Annotated in this window: 17 protein-coding genes; 5 read left to right on the forward strand and 12 right to left on the reverse strand. The window is 40.4% G+C overall.

The features are described 5' to 3' along the window. The first annotated feature begins 178 nt into the window (after positions 1-178). The 4 genes from GV030_RS02310 to GV030_RS02325 all read left to right on the forward strand — a co-directional run bounded on the left by GV030_RS02310 (position 179) and on the right by GV030_RS02325 (position 3,222). On the forward strand, positions 179-607 hold the full coding sequence (locus GV030_RS02310; RefSeq protein ID WP_159579406.1) for an EthD family reductase: 429 nt from the start codon (positions 179-181) through the stop codon (positions 605-607). Positions 608-873: 266 nt separating this feature from the next. Next, positions 874-1,404, forward strand: a complete 531-nt coding sequence (locus GV030_RS02315) for a hypothetical protein (RefSeq protein ID WP_159579408.1) — start codon at positions 874-876, stop codon at positions 1,402-1,404. A gap of 85 nt (positions 1,405-1,489) precedes the next feature. After that, on the forward strand, positions 1,490-2,041 hold the full coding sequence (locus GV030_RS02320) for an RNA polymerase sigma factor (RefSeq protein WP_255465034.1): 552 nt from the start codon (positions 1,490-1,492) through the stop codon (positions 2,039-2,041). 35 nt (positions 2,042-2,076) lie between these two features. Then, positions 2,077-3,222: a hypothetical protein gene (locus GV030_RS02325; RefSeq protein ID WP_159579410.1), complete on the forward strand. Its 1,146-nt coding sequence runs from the start codon at positions 2,077-2,079 to the stop codon at positions 3,220-3,222. 65 nt (positions 3,223-3,287) lie between these two features. Here GV030_RS02325 and GV030_RS02330 read toward each other — a convergent pair whose 3' ends face one another. Then, positions 3,288-4,163, reverse strand: coding sequence for an SRPBCC domain-containing protein (locus GV030_RS02330; RefSeq protein ID WP_159579412.1), 876 nt, complete (start codon positions 4,161-4,163; stop codon positions 3,288-3,290). Between the two features lie 315 nt (positions 4,164-4,478). On the opposite strand from GV030_RS02330, the gene GV030_RS02335 reads away from it, so the two are divergent. Continuing rightward, entirely contained in the window at positions 4,479-4,745 is a 267-nt protein-coding gene (locus GV030_RS02335; protein WP_159579414.1) for a hypothetical protein, read from the forward strand. A gap of 321 nt (positions 4,746-5,066) precedes the next feature. Here the strand turns inward: GV030_RS02335 and GV030_RS02340 are convergent, their stop codons facing one another. The 11 genes from GV030_RS02340 to GV030_RS02390 form a co-directional block, all read right to left on the reverse strand. Next, on the reverse strand, positions 5,067-5,708 hold the full coding sequence (locus tag GV030_RS02340) for a DUF6266 family protein (protein WP_159579416.1): 642 nt from the start codon (positions 5,706-5,708) through the stop codon (positions 5,067-5,069). A 178-nt stretch (positions 5,709-5,886) separates the two neighbouring features. After that, positions 5,887-6,321 (reverse strand): hypothetical protein, encoded by a 435-nt coding sequence (locus GV030_RS02345; RefSeq protein WP_159579418.1) that lies wholly within the window; start codon positions 6,319-6,321, stop codon positions 5,887-5,889. 239 nt (positions 6,322-6,560) lie between these two features. After that, a complete protein-coding gene (locus tag GV030_RS21555; protein WP_159583577.1) occupies positions 6,561-6,785 on the reverse strand; it encodes a GDCCVxC domain-containing (seleno)protein in 225 nt (74 codons plus the stop codon). Continuing rightward, positions 6,785-7,393 (reverse strand): mercuric transport protein MerTP, encoded by a 609-nt coding sequence (gene merTP, locus GV030_RS02355; protein WP_159579420.1) that lies wholly within the window; start codon positions 7,391-7,393, stop codon positions 6,785-6,787. The genes GV030_RS21555 and merTP overlap by 1 nt, the downstream gene beginning before the upstream one ends. Further along, positions 7,390-7,758 carry a helix-turn-helix transcriptional regulator gene (locus GV030_RS02360; RefSeq protein WP_159579422.1) on the reverse strand — a complete coding sequence of 123 codons (369 nt, stop codon included), beginning with the start codon at positions 7,756-7,758 and terminating at the stop codon, positions 7,390-7,392. Before GV030_RS02360 ends, merTP begins: the two co-directional genes overlap by 4 nt. A 1,088-nt stretch (positions 7,759-8,846) precedes the next feature. Next, a complete protein-coding gene (locus tag GV030_RS02365) occupies positions 8,847-9,308 on the reverse strand; it encodes a heme-binding domain-containing protein (protein ID WP_159579424.1) in 462 nt (153 codons plus the stop codon). Then, a complete protein-coding gene (locus GV030_RS02370; protein WP_159579426.1) occupies positions 9,305-9,922 on the reverse strand; it encodes a DUF3347 domain-containing protein in 618 nt (205 codons plus the stop codon). The genes GV030_RS02365 and GV030_RS02370 overlap by 4 nt, the downstream gene beginning before the upstream one ends. A gap of 139 nt (positions 9,923-10,061) precedes the next feature. Continuing rightward, positions 10,062-11,840 carry an efflux RND transporter periplasmic adaptor subunit gene (locus tag GV030_RS02375; RefSeq protein WP_159579428.1) on the reverse strand — a complete coding sequence of 593 codons (1,779 nt, stop codon included), beginning with the start codon at positions 11,838-11,840 and terminating at the stop codon, positions 10,062-10,064. A gap of 1 nt (position 11,841) precedes the next feature. After that, positions 11,842-13,899, reverse strand: a complete 2,058-nt coding sequence (locus GV030_RS02380) for a copper-translocating P-type ATPase (RefSeq protein WP_159579430.1) — start codon at positions 13,897-13,899, stop codon at positions 11,842-11,844. Between the two features lie 2 nt (positions 13,900-13,901). Continuing rightward, the gene (locus GV030_RS02385) at positions 13,902-15,134 is read right to left on the reverse strand and encodes a TolC family protein (RefSeq protein WP_159579432.1); all 1,233 of its coding nucleotides are present in this window, start codon (positions 15,132-15,134) and stop codon (positions 13,902-13,904) included. Continuing rightward, positions 15,131-18,955 (reverse strand): efflux RND transporter permease subunit, encoded by a 3,825-nt coding sequence (locus GV030_RS02390; RefSeq protein WP_159579434.1) that lies wholly within the window; start codon positions 18,953-18,955, stop codon positions 15,131-15,133. The genes GV030_RS02385 and GV030_RS02390 overlap by 4 nt, the downstream gene beginning before the upstream one ends. Positions 18,956-19,032: the final 77 nt, after the last annotated feature.

Consider the following 19,032-nt stretch of genomic DNA (forward strand, 5'->3'; position numbering starts at 1 on the left):
GTTCTTAACTGCGAGCTGCTTTGAAACGAGAACATCGAGTTTTTCTTGGACACCTATATAAACTGAAGATAACATTCTCTTTTAGTTGGATGTCGAATTTTTACAATTACTGAAGACTTTTTGAAGATATCTTGATTGAGTAAGTACAGTAATCAATCAAATTTTAGAAACATCTGCTATGAAACTGAAATTCATTCTATCGTTCTTAATCCTCATCATTTGTTATGGAGTATATAGCCAGGAAGGTCAGATTGGAGGAACAACGGAATCCAATTCTGTAATTGAAGAAAAAGGATTAATCAAAGTGTCCATTATGTATCCATTTGCAGAAGGGAAGACCTTTGATATGGCGTATTATGTAAGCAACCACATGCCGATGGTAGCAGGTTTTTTAGGCCAAAACCTGGTTAAGTACACCATTGAGAAGGGGGTTGCCAGTGGTATTCCCAATACACCACTTCCCTTTATGGCGATTGGTACTTTTTATGTAAAAAGTCTGAATGAATATCAGAAAGCGATTGCTCCGAACAGAGATGCTATTCGATCAGATTTTTCTAATTATACCAATATAAGCCCAGTAATCCTTGTTAGCGAGGTTATTAAGTAAGATTGTTTTTTCGAAAGGAGATCGCCTTCAGGTGGCAATTCAGCAAGTGTTCAAACTCTCGTAGGAATTTTTGAAGGACGTCATAACTGATTTTGAGCCCCATAATTTTCCTGTGGTCTTGGATAGTTTATTTGAAAAGACAGCCATTCTCATATCAGCTAATATGATGGGAGTGATTTCATTGAACTCGCGATTTTATTTCTTTTTTGGATAGGTGTAGCGTTTCCAGTTTTCGATCCGTATGGAGGTAAATAATATTTAATGATATGAAAAATTATATTATATCTCTGACAGCCATTGCGCTGATTGTGCTCTTGCAAAACTGCGATGATGCTACTAACGATGACATCAATGTAAGTCCTGAAGCATATTCTGTATCTGCAGATGATTACACTTTTCATTTCAATGATGAAATGTATGCAGAAGCGAATGCCAGGCGGGCAAACTCCAAAGAATGCAATTTTGACTGGAGTATAGAAAGTGTCAGTCGGGTGGGAAATGTACTCACAGTACAAGTTGACAGGCCAAAAGACTGTGGTGTAACGTATGAAATCATCTCTGGTGGTGTGGAATTCAGTTACCCTCCACGAGCAGCGATATTCGTAAAGGCCATTTCTCAAGGTTGTGATTCCAATGGGGAATACATTTCCGAGAATCTGACTATCAATATGGAAGAAGCCTATATCCATATGTCTGCAAGCGACTTAAAAGAAACGCTCGTTAATGTGAGGGACTTTTGCTCCCTCAATGACATCAGCTGTGATGGTGAGTGTAACGTAACTGTAAGCGATCAATAATCAAATGAGGGTGATGGTTAGGCGGTATGAGGGAGCTGTATAGTTGAGTTCCCTCTTCCCGCTTTTAGGATAAAGTACCGACACGTTGAAGAAATACCTGAATGATGCAGAGCTTATTGCCGGCTGTACGAAAAAATCACAGAAATATCAGGAGTTGTTGTTCAAGAAATACTACGGATATGCTATGTCAATAGGTATTTCTTATCTGAATAATAGAGATGATGTTGTTGAAGTTGTCCAAGATTCATTTCTGAAAGTGTTTAACGCCATCGATCAGTATCAACCCTCTCAACCTTTTAAGTATTGGTTAAGGAAAATCGTAGTGAATACTGCCATTGACTATTACAGGAAGCAGCGAAAATTTCATCTGCATGTAGATATATCAGATGCAATAATGGAAAGTCCATCCCCATCATACTGTGTTTTGGACAAGCTGGGAACACAAGATCTGATTGATATTATAAACAAACTTCCATTGACACAGAAGCTGGTATTTAACCTGTTTGAAGTAGAGGGCTATAGCCATGCAGAAATTGCCGAAAGGATGGGTTTCCCTGAAAGTAGTTCCCGAACCTATTTAACAAGGGCAAAAAAGAAACTACGCGAGTTGGTCATGCAATATGAAAACCGAAAATGATGGAAAAGGGGTTTGATGATCTTTTAGCCAAAAAAATGAGGGGAGCATTTCTTGACCTGGAAGCGCCTTATGATGAAGGTGCATGGGAGCGATTTCTCGAGCGAAAGAAAAGCAAAAAGCGAGTGATTTTCTGGCTCGGTGCCAGTGTCGCTGCATCTATTGTATTGGCTATTTGCTTTGACCCCCTATATCAGCTAACAATATTTCCAAAACCTATAGCCCCGATAATCCAAAATGAGAAAATCATACCACCTGCCTCACAATTACAACCAAGGGAAGAACTGATTGATGTGAAGGATGAGCAGTGGGTGAGTAATTCCCTAAGGCTTGCATACGAGAAGGTACCCTCTCGCAAAGCAAATATTCATAGGCAGACTATTGCGTTTGAAACGGAATCAGACAATTTGCATAAAACCACTTCTGAAACAGATCATGCCGACATACATAGTATTCCGGATTCATTGAAACAGACCGATAGTAACCTGGCAGACCTATTTGCAGACTCGACTTATCTGGCGCTAGAAAATGATAAAGAAGGGAATAAACAATTACTCTTTGGTGTAATACTCGCATCAGGCATAGGCGTTGATAATAGTAGTCAGGGCCTCACCGGAGCGATGAGTTACAATGGTGGAGTTTCATTTGAACTCCCGATTGCAGATCAACTTTCTATCGGGACGGGCCTTGTTGTGAACTATATGAGTACGGATAGAGAGTCAACTAGCTTTGTGGGTGATTTGAACAACCCCGATAAGAGAGAAGATGCGTTTCACTCGGAATACTTCAATCTGGGTATACCCATCCAATTAGTTTACACCTTGAACGAAAGGAAGGACAATCTTTTCGCCTTGATTGGGATAAACTCCTACTATTCAGTGAAACAACAAACGCACGTTAACAGCACCACTACAAGAGATGTTCATGTTTTTAGTGGAGATGGGGAGCCTATGATTGTAACCGAGACTTTTGGAAGCTCTGAAACCATCCGAGGAGAAGGCAATGAATTGCTTCCTGCTGCCACATTGGACTTAGCCTTGAGTTATCGGTTATTTCAGAGTGAAGGGTTAGTCTATGAGATTCGTCCATTCTACAGGCATCCCATTTCATCAATAACTGGAGATGGCACCAGGGTTCCAATGGGAGGTGTAGCTATCAGGTTGCTTTTTAAGCAAGGGGAATAAGCACCGTTAATGGTTACTCTTATTATTGATAATTTGTTCTAGGTGTAGTTAACCCTATACTTAATTTATTCCACGATTTTCTTAAGACCATCTATTACAACCGCCCAATTTTCAGAAGAATGTTTTGCTTTATCTTCATCATAATTAGATTGTGTGATTTTCAATTCGGTTCCAGCTTCTATGGGTTTTACTTGGTAAGTAACCAAAAGATAGTTTTCCGTTTTATCCTCCAAACCGCTCCAACTGCTTAAGTAGCTGTATGAAAGTTTTTTATTTGGTGAAAATTCTAAAACAACTCCTTTGTCTGTGTAAGGTGTTCCTTCATATTCTCCAGTCCAAAGAATAGGGCTACCTACTTTCCAGTCTGTTTCTTGATTAGATTCAAAAAAATATTTTTTTACAATTTCAGGGTTAATTAACGCATCCCAAACTTTTTCTATTGGAGCTTTAATAGTTGTCTGATAGGTGGATTTAAATTCTGTTTGCATACTATTAATTATTAAGAGTTTCCGTAATAAATTGATAAATGTCATTTTTGAATCACCCAAGGCTGAAAAATAGTCTAAATTAAAATTGTTAACTCGTTTCAATGATTTAACCGTTGTTTCTAGACCTCTTTTGGTAAGGTGAACTGTTTTTGCCCTTGTATCACTCGCATGCTCTGTTCGTGTCACGAGCCCCTTTTTTTGTAGTGTTCTCAAGACAGTAGAAGTGGTCATTTTATCCATTTTTGCTGCATCAGCAACAGCCACTTGGATAGTATCTCGTTCATTTTGGAGTAACCAATAAATAGCGGTTAGTATTGTCATTTGAGGAGAAGTGATATTATACTCTTCAATTAATAAGTTTTTTCCATTCTGCCAGTCTGAAAAAACTTGCCAGAGAAAATAGTCAGGGCTATCCTCATCATTTCTAAATTGAAAATCGCTGTAATCAAGCATATTTTTAAAGGTAAGTGCATATATAGTAAGTTAACTTATTATATGCAACCTAATCTTTCCTTTCATATGTTTTTTTTTGGCACAAAATATCCGAGCTGATTATTACTATGGGATTATATCTGTTTGCATAAAAAAAACATGACAAGACTGAAATTTAACTCCTTGTTCATTATGGTGTGCGTGTGCTGCATTTATATGATCGTAGGCTGTTCAAAAAACATTGATCCAGTTTATCGTTTTCAAGGTAGAATGAGTGTTGGTGAGTGGAGAAGAACTTTTTTTCAGTGAACCTCCCGGATAATTTCTATGAAGAGGATGGTCATTTTCCTTTGGTTGTTGCTCTGCACGGTACCGGAGGCGCTTCAATGTGAGCGTGACTATGGGCTTACAGCCAAAGCAATTGAAACGAACTGGGTGATTGTTTATCCGGAGGGGGTTCCAAGACCAGGACCTTTTGAGATACGCACATGGAAAGCAGGTACCTGTTGTGATTATGCGGTTGCCAATAACGTGGATGATGTAGGGTTTATCCGCTCGGTTATAGGCGAGATGGTAAGAACCTACAAGAAGATAAACAATTAGGTGCAAATAAGGTACAAAAGGGTGCTAAAAATCGAGAATATGAGCTAAATAAAAACAGTCTAAAAGCATCAATAAATGCTTATTTAGGCTGTTTTTTAGGTTAGTTTACTGGTGTTTATGAGTTGTTTGAGAGGTTACTTTCCGATACAATATCTAATGTACTACTGACTATCAGTTAGTTAGCTGTCAATAGGTGCAAATTAGCAACAAAAAGTGTTGATTTATAGCTAATTAAGGGCTAAAGAAAGGAAAAATCAAAGGTACGGGCATAAAAAAACCGCTCTACAAAGAAAGCGGTTTTTCAAGAAAACGTCAATCGCTTTACGCAACTGCTACAGAGCCTAAATAAGAGCTGTTAGCGACTTTAGAGCCATCTTCTGAGATAAACCCTAAGAACACTTCAACATCTTCACCAGTGTACTCAGAAGGCACGGAAATGGTCTCAGTTCCGGCTGATCTTGCTGGTCCAGCTATGGTGAATACTGCTTCTTGGCGTGTGGTGTTCAATAGAACAATCAGAGCTTTGTCTGTTGCCTGTGCGCTACCACTTCCTGAATTGTCGTCCCAGGTGATTTGTACATCTCCAGCACTTGGAGAAGAAGCTGCTCCATTGGCTGCACCTGAGAGGTTTCCACGGGTAACCAATGCACTTGCATAGTCAACCATGAAGTTTGGATAAGCTCCCGTGATTGCGTTGTTCAGGTTGTATGACATGGCCGCATTGAACTGCGTCATCTTGTTAGCATACAACTTGAAGCCTACTCTCAGGAAGTCAGTCATTGGTTGCAAGAACCTTAGAACTGTTGAGAATTTGGAACGTTGGTCAACCTGACCTTCTGTTCTCGGGTTGGTTACGTTGGCAGGCTTGATTCTCATGTAGTCAATGCCCTTCCAAGTTCCACCTACGACATTTCCGACCTTGCCGGAGAAGCCGCCTAATACACCTTGTGAAATTTTTCCCATTGCTTTTTAAATTTTACGGGGTTAAACAAATGCTTGGACTTGGCACGGACTAAACACGGCTTTATCCTATCGCATCTAAAATACTCCAAGAAATATGCAAGGTTGTTGGCTTGGGTGCTGTTGCGTTGGAACGCTTCTTTTTGCTTGTCAGGTAGTTACAAGTTGACATTGCAGGTAGTTAACCTGCGCCTGTGTCACGAAGTAGCTGGCAGAAAATTGACCTTCTTGCTGTATCTACCATCTTCAAGGAGACCTTGATTTTTTCTTCATGGATTTCTAAAAGTCTGAGTGCATTAATAGCCTTTTCAAATGCCTGGGCATTGGTGCTTGCTTTCGTTTCTGATTCAATCAAGTGCTTTCTCAATTCGTGAATGGATATGAAAGGGATTACAGATCCACGAAGAAAGAACTGGAAGGATTTGGAACGCCACAATCCGAAGCAAAGCCAGTACATAAACTCTCTGTCTCCTTCATTTTCAGTCAGGCAAACAAAGCAATTCGGGCAAGGTGCAATCAGCGGTTTCCCACTGTTCAATCCTTTATTCAGGATAAAGAAATGGGGTTTGGTGTAGGTGGATTCTGGTCTGTGTGTTTTCAAGCGAAACGATTTCATATAGCAAGCCATTAGAATTATGCTCGCTGCGCTTCGCACAGACATTTTCAAAAGAGAAAAGAAAAAAGGGAAAAAAGAAAAGAGAAAGCTCTTGAAAAGGCGGGTGTGGGAGGGTTGACAAGGTTTTTGGGAAAAATACTACCCGTAGGGTGGAGATTTTTATCAAAACCCGTAGGGCTTGACCTTGACAGCCCGGTTGTGCGTTGGGCTTGTGCGAACCCGCCTAACTTTGCTTGTCTCTATTTTTTTTGACAACATGACTTGCCATTATCTAATTGAATAGGGGGACAAGGAATAGAACCATAACTGCAATACACACAGCAATCTCCTGATTGAGGTTTTAATACCTTGTGACATTTTTCACATTCATAAAAATATTGGCAGGCATCAGTTGGCATAATTTCCTCTTTTTTATGACCGCAATTGGGACAAGTGATTGTGGATTCAAGAACTACTTCGCTCATCATTGTTTATTTATGGATTCTACTTTATAACCAGTTTTATCTACAGCAGCTTTAACCTCATCAATATTTGTTTTTGACTCATCAAAGGTCACTACGGCATTGGCTTTTTCATAAGAAACTTCTAACCCTGAAATACCTGAAAGTTTGCCAATTTCAAGTTTTACATGTTCCTCACATCCTGAACAGGTCATTCCAGTAATATTTATTTCATAAGTCGATTCAAGATTAGCGTTCTCGGAAATTGAAAGTTGGGTTTCGGGGTAAAAGGCATCAGCATAATATGGGAAAGCAAGCATGACCGCTGCAAACACTGTCATTATACCCAGAAATTTCTTGGAATGCCAAAAGGAGGGCTTTTCATCATCCTCACACTCACATGCAATTTCCTGAGCTGATTTTGGTTTTAATTTTTGATACCATCCAAAGGCTAATACAACCACGGTAATTCCTATCAACCAAGGGCGAAAGGGGTCTAACCACGAGAATGCTGCGGCAATACCACTTGATCCAGCAAGTAATGCCAGTACCGGAGTGATGCAGCAAAGAGATGCGCTTACAGCCGTCAATAGGCTTGTGACTGCCAATGAATTTGATTGCTTATTCTTCATGATATTGATACTTTTTCGGATTCCAACAACTTAAATATGGGATTCAGGATATTGGTGTTTGATTCTGATATTGAATAGAAAATAGTTTGACCAACCTTCTTAGTTTCCACTAATCCTGCATCTTTTAATTTTCTTAGATGCTGGGATATTGCAGGAACGGTCATGTTCAAAATATCACTCAAGTCACAAGGACACATTTTGGATTCTTTCTCCAATAAAAAGAGAATTTTTAAACGCACTTCATTACCAGCAAGGTTAAGTGCTTTGGCTAATCGGCTGACTGATTCCTCTACTTTTTCGATGTCCTGTTTACATTGATTGATTTGATCAACGTCCGCATAGACTCTGATACATGTTTTGGTCATAATACACTGTATTTAAGAAGTCGCTTAAATAAATGCTAAGGAAAGGAAATTAGTTTAATATTTAAGCAAATACTTAATAATTATTACTGAATGACTTAGAAAGTGGTTGTCGTGGGTGAACGCAGGTAAACTAAGGCGTAGCCATTCATGCGAGCCGCCTGCGAGCGGAGCAAGGGTGGTGGCTGCAAAAGCCCGAAGAATGAGGGCGGCAGACGCCTACCGTTTACGGCAGGGCTGGCGTGATTTTTGGCATCAGGGTCGGCAAAGGCAAGGGTAGCGATTGAACGGAACGAAACGATTGTTGGGGTGAAATGAAGCAATTAATGGCTGTTGTTCGTGTTGGAGTATTTGACATCTTGATTCATCCACCAAATACCAATTGAAGGTCAAACAGCCGTATTGCGGAATGGAACTATGTTGGCTCGTGTAGTGAAGTGAATGAGCTACTCTTGTGTGGGGTGCTGAAAGTGGCTGAATGAAAGGAAAGAGGAACGAGAGACTGAAATGAAGCGACTGTAGACACTGGATTAGCTGCAAAAAGCATGACAGCCCGATCAGCCCGCAGCGACCCGCAGGCGAGCAAAAACAATAAGCAGCGACAGACCCCCAATAATTTAGAATGTGAGTATAGCGAACACCATAGAAGGGGTTTGGGGGGGATGAGATAGCTGCGAGTGAGGATGGAGAGAGTGTGTGAAGCAAAACAAGTGAACGGCAATGAGTGAGCACCGACTGGAGCGCAAACGAACTGGTAAGTGAACGGTATATGCAAGGGCGACCACCGATAAAAATCGGCATAAACTCCGGGAGTTTATTGCACCCTTGCAGATATGTTTTTGCGGAACAAAACGGAACGACTGACGAACACCGCTTTACCTGCGTTGGGGTGTGCGTTGGGAAAAGCAAGTGTGGCACGGTATGGAATGCAGTTTTGCGGAATGGAATATCGGGCTACTCTTGCTGTGCGGTGCAGGAAGTGGGTGATTGAAGTGAGAGAGGTACGAACGAACGCAATGAACCTACTGGAAGCACATGGGTGTGGGAGGGTTGATTTATGTACTTCTTTATACCTCAAACTAAAACAGGTTTCATTTGTCAAAATTATTAACCAATGAGTCAAAGTAATTAGTCAATTGAGCTTTTTTTAAGGAATCCAATTTGGCATCAGGGTGCATAAGCACATAAGCAGGAAGTGGCATTTTATCATCTGCAATTTGACTAATGATTGACTTTATTTTCATTCGTTTCATGCGGTTCGAAAGATTGCCAAATGCAGATAGGTTTAATTCAGATTTTCCTGCTGAAATATGATTTTGTAATAGCCAACCTATGGGTTGAACATTGCTATACCAAGGGTATCTTGATTGGTTGCTGTGGCAATCGTAACACGATGATTGAATCATATTGCCAATAGCAATTGGTGGTTGGTAGGATTTGATAAAATCAGCATTACTTACTAACTCTGTTTCATTGCGTTGAATGGGGAAGAATTGAATCCCCAACAACACAATAAATAGTACCCCTAAGGCTAATCTATGCCATTTTCTCATTTCATTGAAATGGTCTCCTTTACTGAACCACAAGTAAGCATCTTACTGCCAAATAAAGGGTTTTTGATCTCCTGTGACGCACTTAACCAACTCCCACCATTTCCTTTGTTATACATGGGGCAATATTGCTGGTATAGGGTTCTATCCGTGCCGACTTGTACAAGTAAGTCCATGAAGTCCTTTGTCATGCCTTCAAAATGCTCTCGCTGATGTGCTATTTCACTTTTGGCAATGTGCTCACCATGTTCTTTTAGGACTTCCAATATTTCCTTGATTGCCGCTTGTTTGGTGGCATCAAAAGTGGAAATATCCAGACCTGAAGTAGCTTCGGCAAGTTTTTGACCTGCGTTGGCAGCAGCTTTTGAATCATCTTGAACTAATGCAGTTTTTAAAGCGAGGTAACTGTCTATTAAATCAGTAATAGATTTATTTTCTTCCATACTCATTTCTGAACCTGTGGCCATAGAATGGTCTGCCTCATGCGACATTGCACTGTGATCGTGCTGTTTCGCTGATTCTTCCTGATTGTTTTGGTTTGAATTGCCACAAGCAATTAGCGATAGACTTAAACTAACTGAGAGTATTAAGACAAGCATTGAATTTGATTTTTTCATTTTTTTAGAATTTATAAGTTAAACATTTGAATTATTGATAAGCCAAGAATGGCAAGGAGCACAATACCCCAGATCACTCTTGAAGCCCATTTTTTAAGTTTTGAAGGAGGAGACTGATCTCCCGTTTTACAACACGATTTCATTTGATCGTTTTAGTATTTTCACCACAACTGAGCATAGCCTGGCCGAAGTAAGGATTGAGAATTTCCTCTTTATTGCTCAACCAGTCTGCCCCTTTATTAGAATCAGCCATTGGGCAGTGTTGTAGATATACAGGGGTAGTGATTGGCACAAAGGATTCCGCAATAGCTATCATCGATTTTGAAACTTTAATGAAACTCGCCCTTAGAGCTTTTATATCAGAAAGGTGTTCAAGATGCTGTGCACTCTGTTTCAATACTGATGATTGTTGCATCCAAAGCGTATGGGCATCTCCTTTGAAAAGATTCATGTTCACTTTTGAAAGGGAGCTGTTTATTTCATTTCCTGCTACTTTAGCTTTTTCAAAATCATCATTCACCAGCGCATTTTTCATTTTGAAATAGCTATCAAATAATGGTACTAGTGACTTTTTGGCTTCATCAGATATTGCTGTTTTCTTTGAATTAACTGGCATATTTGTCATTGTCGTATTCTGGTTACCTCCATGATTATGACCAGTCATTGCCACACCACCTTCCGGATTCATCATGCTTGGTTTCCCTGCTAATTGAGCAGCAGCATCTATACTGAATGTACCATTGATTGCAATTTCTTCACCAGATTGTAAACCCGACTCTATCACATAACTTTCTCCTAACTCCGGTCCCAGTGTCACCTCTCGCATCAAGAAACCAATGCCTTGTGCTGAGGTTTGCATCACATAAACTACAGAGCGTTTTCCCGTCCACATAACGGCAGTTTTGGGAACGGTCAAAGATGTATTAGAGGTATTGGTTTTTGACTCAATCGTTCCACTGGCAAACATTTCCGGTTTGAGCAGTAATTCCTTGTTTGCGGTTTCAATTCTGGCTTTCGCTACTCTTGTTTTCGGGTCAATGACAGGGTCGATATAGCTAATCGCTCCATTAAAGGTTTTACCTGGTAAAGATTGGATGGTATATGAAACGGCATCACCTTTATTTATCCAACTCATATCTGACTCATAGACGTCAAAAAGCACCCATACTTTTGACAGGTCTGCAATTTCGTACAAGGCTTCACCTTGTTTAACATAGTCACCAAGATTGACCCTTTTTTGAGTAACATAACCCGAAACATTGGCAAGAATTGGAAACAGTTCAATCGTTTTTTCAGATGCCAATATCTGATCTATCTGCTTGTCTGTGAGCTTCCAGTTTTTCAACTTTTCTTTTGCCGCATTGAACAATGCAGGCTGTGTTTCTTTGATTTTTTTTGCTTCAAACAGTTCTTCTTGTGCGGTGACTAAATCAGGAGAATAGAAGTAAGCTATGATCTGACCTTCTTTAACAAAGTCACCTGTAAAATTCACGGTTAGTTTTTCAACCCTACCTGGTATGTGAGAAGATTGCGTATAAAGCAACCGTTCATCGGCCTGTACTTTTCCTGTTAAACGTAAAGATTTATTAGTGTTGTCCCTTCCAACTTTCATGGTTTGTACCTGAGCGAGCTGCATGGCTATTGGAGACATACTCACCGCCATTGGGTCAACTTCATTGGTTTCGCTTTCCAGCGGAATTAAATCCATTCCGCAAATAGGACAATCACCCGGTTCGTTTTTTCTGATCTGAGGGTGCATGGAGCAAGTCCAAATTGTCTCTTTTGTCTCACCAGCGTTGTGGATGTGTTCATTCTCGGAAGTCTTATCAGTGCCACCGAATATTAACCATCCCAATATCAGACCAATAGCTAGTGTGCTAATGGCGATAATGACTGTTGATCTATTTATATTTTTCATCTTATTTCTTTATTTGACGTTTTAATAATTGTGCATTCAATGCGACTATTACAGTGCTTAGGCTCATCAGTACTGCACCAATAGCAGGGCTAAGGATAATACCAATGCTTGCTAAGGCACCTGCCGCCAATGGAACTGCAAGAATGTTGTATCCGGCTGCCCACCAAAGGTTTTGCATCATTTTTTTATATGTAGCTGAGCCAAAAAGAATAAGGTTTGCAATGTCCTTTGGATTGCTGTTGACCAAAACAATATCAGCTGTTTCTGCTGCAACATCAGTCCCAGAACCTACAGCGATTCCAACATTGGCCTGAGCCAAAGCAGGAGCATCATTGACTCCATCACCAGTCATGGCCACAAATTCTCCTTTCTGTTGAAGCTCTTTGATGATGCGTTGTTTGTCTTCTGGCAAGACTTCAGCAAAGTAATCATCCAGAGAAAGTTGCTCGCTCACTGCTTTTGCAACTTGTTGATTGTCGCCAGTAGCCATGTAAACTTTTATGCCCCTTTCTTTTAAAGTATTAATGGCAGATAAAGACTCTGGTCGCACTTCGTCTGCAAGAGCGATATAGCCAGCTAGAGCGTTATCAATCAATACAAATACTACCGTCTCATCATCAGTTTTAAATGCATCAGAAGGAGCATCAATTCCTTGTTCTTTGAGCATTCCGGGACTTACAATTTTGATTTCCTCCCCGTTTAGCTTTGCACTAATTCCCTTTCCTGTAATATTTTGGAAGTTTTCAGGTTCTTGCAAAGCCAAATCTTTCGATTTTGCTTTGCGGACGATACCTGCTGCTATGGGATGTTCAGAACTGTTTTCGATAGAGGCTGCTATTTGTAACAAATCATCATCTGATAACTGGTCAGATACACTTTTGAAACGTGTTACCCCAAACTCACCTTTGGTTAACGTACCTGTCTTGTCAAAAATGATTGCTGTAATGTTTCGAGCATTTTCAAATGCAGTTCTATTACGAATCAACAATCCGTTTTTAGCGGACACAGCCGTGGAAATCGCCACAACCAGCGGAACAGCCAAGCCCAATGCGTGAGGACAGGAAATGATCATCACAGTAACCATGCGTTCCAGGGCGTATTCAAAATCTTTTCCTATACTTAACCACACTACCAGAGTGGTGACGCCTGCACCCAGAGCTATATAGAATAACCATGCAGCAGCCTTATCCGCCAGATTTTGGGTTTTGGATTTCGTTTCCTGAGCTTCCTTCACCATTCCTATCACCTTAGACAAGTAGGAATCTTCACCCGTATGCTTCACTTTGATTTTTAAGGTGCCATTATCGTTGACAGAACCTCCGATGACCTGATTGTCCTTTTTCTTAGCGACAGGCTTTGATTCTCCTGTAAGCATAGACTCATTGACATGACTTTCGCCTTCTACAACAATGCCATCTGCAGGTACTTTTTCTCCCGGACGTACCAATATGATGTCATTGCTTTTTAGATCGGCTATCGGTACATCCTCATGTTCACCACCTTCTTTGATTCTGCGAGCAGTTGAGGGCATCATCTTGGCAAGTTCCTGCAAGGCATTTGATGCTCCCATTACGGATTTCATTTCTATCCAATGCCCCAGAAGCATAATGACAATTAAGCTGGCCAATTCCCAAAAGAATATTTTTCCATCCAGGCCAAAAACGACTGCCGAGCTGTAGAAATAGGCGACTGATATAGCTAAAGCAATCAGCGTCATCATTCCCGGAGCTTTCTTTTTTATTTCATCAGCCAATCCTTTCAAAAACGGCCAGCCTCCATAAAAGAAGATGACAGATGAAAGGATAAACTGTACATATCTGTCTCCGTTGAAACGAAGTTGATAACCCAATAACTCTTGAATCATTGGTGCTAGCACAATGATGGGTAGTGTGATGATCAAAGAAATCCAAAATCGTTTTTTGAAATCCTCAATCATGTGTTCATGATGTCCATGATGGTCACCATGTGACTGATGTTGACCAGAGTGGTGGTCATGATTGTGATGATCATGGCCATGATTATGATTTTCGTGCGTATGATTATGATGTTGATGTTCCATGATTATTTCGTTTTAGCTGTGATATAATCGAGTTCTGCTATTGCTATGTTGTAATCAGACAAGGCAGTAGCTTTCATTTTTTGATACTTTAGAATTTGTTGTTGCATTCTGAGGACCTCTTCAAAGTCCTTTCCTGAATTGCCATAAGCGGTAAAAAGTAGATTCAAAGACTGCTGAGATGTCATGATCTGTTCTTCATAAAGTATGATTTGGTCGAGTTGCTTTTGAATTTCGAACCAAATCATTTCGTACGTGCTTGTAAGTCTGTTTACCGCATCTTCTTTTTGTAGCGCATAAGATTCCTGCATCAGTTGGGCTTCCTTCTGAGCTGCCTTGTATTTACCTCTGAAAATAGGGAGGCTCATAGTCACCATCGGCATCAATACGTCCTGACCATTATCAGGAACAGACATATCTGTTCGTTGGCCAACAATGACATAATCTAAGCCTACACCGATTTTAGGCATACCTTGTTTGGTTGCGGCTAATTCCTGAGCTTCACTTGCCTTTATTTTTAAGTTCAACTCATCGAGTAATGGATTGGAAGTCAATAGAGAATCCCTTCGATATGTTAAAGGCAAGTTTTCTACATACAATGAATCCTGAACGATAATTGTCTCGTCTTCCTGTCGATTCAGTAGTGTGTTGAAACGGGTTTCAAGTGGCTTTTTCTTTTGCTTCAAAATGGACAAATTGGTTGCTGCATCTTTGAGCATGATTTCTACCCGCAACACATCCACCATTGCACCTTTACCATTCTGAAACTTGACGGTAGCAATGTCTTTGTAGGACGATAAAATACTTGTATTTTCCTCCTCTATTGCTATAAGTCTATGTAGTTCATAAAGTGGGTAATATGCCGCAGACACTTGATAATGTAGTTTGTTTCGGGCATCAAGAAACTCCTGATACTTGGCCTCTGCCATTAATGTAGCCACATTCTCCTGAGCTTTTAAAGTGCCAAACCAAGGGAACATTTGTGTCAAAGAAAAACGTGCTCTTTGTGGGCCTACACGAGTTTCTACTGGAGATACAAAATAGCCAAAAGACAAATTTGGATCTGGTAAGCTGCTCACTTGTGCAACCCGCTCCATCGCTGCTTCAAAAGACTTGTATTTAGCTTGTAGTCCCGGATTGTTTTCAGCAGCAATTTTGAAATATTCATCTAGGGATTGGGCATTTGCCAAAATAGAAAATCCCAAAGTGATGACTGTAATTATAATGTACTTTTTCATGATTGTGCTTTTAGGATTTTACGTTCTTCTCTCCAGCAATAAATCACAGGTACAATGAAAATGCTGATTAATGCGAAGGCCATGCCACCGAATGATGGGATTGCCATAGGTATCATGATGTCGGAACCACGACCTGTAGAAGTAAGTACAGGTAACAATGCAATCATGGTTGTACCCACTGTCATCAAAGCGGGCTTTATTCTTCTGAGTCCTGCTTCAATTACCGCCTGTCTTACTTCTTCAATAGTGGCGGGCTTATTGCGTTCAAAACTTTGATCCAGGTAGGTAGCAATCAAAACACCATCATCGGTGGCTACACCAAATAGGGCTATAAATCCTACCCATACCGCTACACTTAAATTGACGGTATGCATTTGAAATAGCTCTCGAATATTGGTGCCGAATAATGAAAAATCTACAAACCAATCCTGACCATATAGCCAGAGCATAATAAACCCTCCGCTAAATGCCATAGCAATACCTGTAAATACCATGAGCGAAGTAGAAACAGATTTGAATTGGAAGTAAAGAATTAGGAATACGATACCCAGTACCAGCGGAACGATAATGGATAGTCGTTTCTCTGCACGAACCTGATTTTCATAACTACCGGAGAATTTGTAGCTCACCCCAGAGGGCACGTTTAATTCACCTGAGTCAATTTTGTCTTGAATTGTCTTTTGAGCATCATTAACTACTGTGACCTCAGAGAACCCATCTCGCTTGTCAAATAGTACATAACCCACAAGAAAGGTTTCTTCGCTTTTTATAGCTTGTGGCCCTCTTATGTATTCAAAATCTACTATTTGAGATAAAGGAATTTGTGCACCAGTTGGTGTAGGCATCAGTATTTTCCCCAATGCTTCAGGGTCGTCCCTTAATTCTCTTGGATAGCGCACTCTTACAGGAAAGCGTTCACGTCCTTCTACGGTAGAGGTTATTTTCATACCACCAATAGCAGTCTCAATCGTCTGCTGCACATCTTCTATATTCAATCCATATCGTGAAATTTCATCCCTGTTAATGTTGAGATGGATGTACGGTTTACCTACAATTCTATCTGCAAAAACGGCTTCTGCCTTAACCGATGGAACTTCTTTCAGGATATTTTCTAATTGTAAACCGAAGTTCTCGATGGTTTTTAGGTCAGGGCCATACACCTTTATGCCCATTGGTGCTCTCATCCCTGTTTGGAGCATGACCAATCGGGTTTCTATAGGTTGAAGTTTAGGTGCAGAAGTAACCCCTGGTAATTTGGTTACAATGACTATTTCATTCCAAATGTCATCGGGAGATTTGATGTGGTCTCTCCAGTTGCGGTAATACTCACCATTTTCATCAGCAATTAATTCATTCGCCTCTATTCCTCGCTCCAAACCTTCAGCGTTGGTTAGAGTATCACCGGATACGGTAATAAATCTATTGTCTGTATCGACCTTGAATCTCTGTCTGTGCCCTTTTTTATTGAGAATGTATTCGGATTTGTAATTGATAATATTCTCATACATGGATATGGGTGCAGGATCTAGTGCAGATTCTACCCGTCCCAGTTTGCCTACAGTCAATTCAACTTCCGGGATATTTGTGAGCAACATATCCAATTGGCCAACCACTTTGCGATTGTATTCTACCCCGGAGTGAGGCATAGATGTAGGCATCAACAAAAAGCTACCTTCATCAAGGGAAGGCATAAATTCTTTACCAATCCCCGGAAAGGTATGTACCATAGTTGACCATCCTTTCGTTTGATTGATATTCCATCCTACCTTTTCAAAGCTTTTTGAAACAAAGCCAAAAACGCTATTGAAGCCAAGCCAGATAGTTGCCCCTAAAAAAATCAGGAATGTCGGTATGAACAGGAACTTTATCTTGTTGTTCAAACACCAGTTGAGTATTTGTTTATACTGATATTCCAACAGGGTAAAACCACCCAGAATACAACCCACAAGTAAGGATACAAAAATGAAGTTGATGAATAGAGACTGAGAAGCTCCTAAAGGCAGCCAGTATTTAGCCAAAAGCCATACTACGCCAATAAGTACAACAATCAACTCCGCATAGCTCAGTAAGAATTTCCAGATTCGTGAAAGTTTTTTACTCTTAATCCTTTCCAAGTTTTTGATGATACCTATAGCACCGAAAAGAATGAGCAGTACACCAGCCCAAATCTGCCCTAAAATGAGGCTAACAATTCCCACGAATACTAAACCATAATGGCCATACTTTTTCAGAAACTTATTCTTGATATTGAAGCCAAAAAACCAATGTGCGAGGGTGGGGAGAATCAGTAAGGAAACGATCAAAGCAGCTAAAAGTGCAAATGACTTTGTAAATGCCAATGGACCAAACAGCTTACCTTCGGCTGCCTGCATGGTAAATACAGGAATAAAACTAACGATGGTAGTAGATACAGCAGTTAGAATTGCAGTGGCTACTTCTGATGCTCCGTTGTAAATAGTTTCAATAAGTTTTTGGCCGGGAGGTGCTTCGTCTATATGTTTTATGATATTTTCAGAAAGGATGATTCCTAAATCCACCATTGTACCAATAGCAATGGCAATTCCTGATAGTGCCACAATGTTTGCATCTACACCAAAATAGTGCATGGCAATAAAAACCATGAGTACGGCAATAGGAAGAAGGCTGGAAATGAGGAATGAAGCTCTTAGGTTGTAAACCATCACAATTACCACCAAAATAGTGATGAGTATTTCCAGTGATAAAGCTTCTTCTAGTGTGCCTAAGGTCTCGTAAATCAATTCTGAGCGGTCATAGAACGGAACAATTGTTAGCTGGCTCTCTCTGCCGTCAGCTAATGTTTTCTTTGGAAGACCAGGCGCAATTTCATTGATTTTATCTTTTACATTATTAATTACTTGTAAAGGGTTTGCTCCATATCTGGCCACCACTACACCACCCACTACTTCTGCACCATCCTTATCTAGGATACCCCGCCTTGTTGCAGGGCCGAGTGTTACAACTCCTATATCCTTTATTCTAATCGGTACGTTATCTTGTACCGCAACTACGGCCTTCTCTATGTCTTGTACTTTTTTGACATAACCTAAACCTCGTACTAAGTATTCGGCTTGGTTTATTTCAATGGTTTTGGCACCTACATCTTTATTGGATTTTTGTACTGCCTGCATCACCCTGTGAAGCGGAATATTATAGGCTTTCAGGGCATCAGGATTCACGTCAATCTGGTATTCTTTAACAAAACCACCAATAGAAGCAACTTCTGATACTCCTTCGGTTGCATTGAGGCCATACTTTACATAGAAATCCTGTACTGTACGTATTTCATGTAAATCCCAACCACCAGTGGGGTTGCCGTCTTTATCCCTTCCTTCGAGGGTGTACCAATAGACTTGACCCAAGGCGGTTGCATCCGGCCCCAAAGCTGGCTGAACACCCTCGGGTAATAGCCCCGATGGCAGGGAATTGAGTTTTTCAAGTATTCTGGAACGAGACCAATAGAATTCTACATCTTCTGAGAAGATGATATAGATACTGGAAAATCCGAAAATAGATGAACTCCTGATTGATTTAACACCAGGTATTCCTAATAAATAGGTAGTCAATGGATAGGAGATTTGATCCTCTATATCCTGAGGTGAACGGCCTGACCACTGGGTGAAAACGATTTGTTGGTTTTCGCCAATGTCCGGTATGGCATCCACAGGGACAGGGTCAGAAGGCAATGCACCAACTTTCCACCCGAATGGTGCAGTTACAATTCCCCAGGCTACAAAACCTGTGAGAACGAGAATAGTGACTAACTTATTCTCTAAGAAATATTTAATGATTTTATTAAGCATAATACATTTGAGTTTGATTGAACAGAAATAGATTGTTCAATGGCAATAAATGCCACTATGCTCCAGAGTCACAGGAC

It is taken from the genome of Marinoscillum sp. 108, assembly GCF_902506655.1.
Lineage (GTDB): Bacteria > Bacteroidota > Bacteroidia > Cytophagales > Cyclobacteriaceae > Marinoscillum > Marinoscillum luteum.

Bases quoted from the DNA above. Each gene is read 5' to 3' on its own strand.
- GV030_RS02310 (WP_159579406.1), top strand. From the start codon at position 179: ATGAAACTGAAATTCATTCTATCGTTCTTAATCCTCATCATTTGTTAT.
- GV030_RS02315 (WP_159579408.1), top strand. From the start codon at position 874: ATGAAAAATTATATTATATCTCTGACAGCCATTGCGCTGATTGTGCTC.
- GV030_RS02325 (WP_159579410.1), top strand. From the start codon at position 2,077: ATGAGGGGAGCATTTCTTGACCTGGAAGCGCCTTATGATGAAGGTGCA.
- GV030_RS02330 (WP_159579412.1), bottom strand. From the start codon at position 4,163: ATGCTTGATTACAGCGATTTTCAATTTAGAAATGATGAGGATAGCCCT.
- GV030_RS02335 (WP_159579414.1), top strand. From the start codon at position 4,479: ATGGTCATTTTCCTTTGGTTGTTGCTCTGCACGGTACCGGAGGCGCTT.
- GV030_RS02340 (WP_159579416.1), bottom strand. From the start codon at position 5,708: ATGGGAAAAATTTCACAAGGTGTATTAGGCGGCTTCTCCGGCAAGGTC.
- GV030_RS02345 (WP_159579418.1), bottom strand. From the start codon at position 6,321: ATGAAATCGTTTCGCTTGAAAACACACAGACCAGAATCCACCTACACC.
- GV030_RS21555 (WP_159583577.1), bottom strand. From the start codon at position 6,785: ATGAGCGAAGTAGTTCTTGAATCCACAATCACTTGTCCCAATTGCGGT.
- merTP (WP_159579420.1), bottom strand. From the start codon at position 7,393: ATGAAGAATAAGCAATCAAATTCATTGGCAGTCACAAGCCTATTGACG.
- GV030_RS02360 (WP_159579422.1), bottom strand. From the start codon at position 7,758: ATGACCAAAACATGTATCAGAGTCTATGCGGACGTTGATCAAATCAAT.
- GV030_RS02365 (WP_159579424.1), bottom strand. From the start codon at position 9,308: ATGAGAAAATGGCATAGATTAGCCTTAGGGGTACTATTTATTGTGTTG.
- GV030_RS02370 (WP_159579426.1), bottom strand. From the start codon at position 9,922: ATGAAAAAATCAAATTCAATGCTTGTCTTAATACTCTCAGTTAGTTTA.
- GV030_RS02375 (WP_159579428.1), bottom strand. From the start codon at position 11,840: ATGAAAAATATAAATAGATCAACAGTCATTATCGCCATTAGCACACTA.
- GV030_RS02380 (WP_159579430.1), bottom strand. From the start codon at position 13,899: ATGGAACATCAACATCATAATCATACGCACGAAAATCATAATCATGGC.
- GV030_RS02385 (WP_159579432.1), bottom strand. From the start codon at position 15,134: ATGAAAAAGTACATTATAATTACAGTCATCACTTTGGGATTTTCTATT.
- GV030_RS02390 (WP_159579434.1), bottom strand. From the start codon at position 18,955: ATGCTTAATAAAATCATTAAATATTTCTTAGAGAATAAGTTAGTCACT.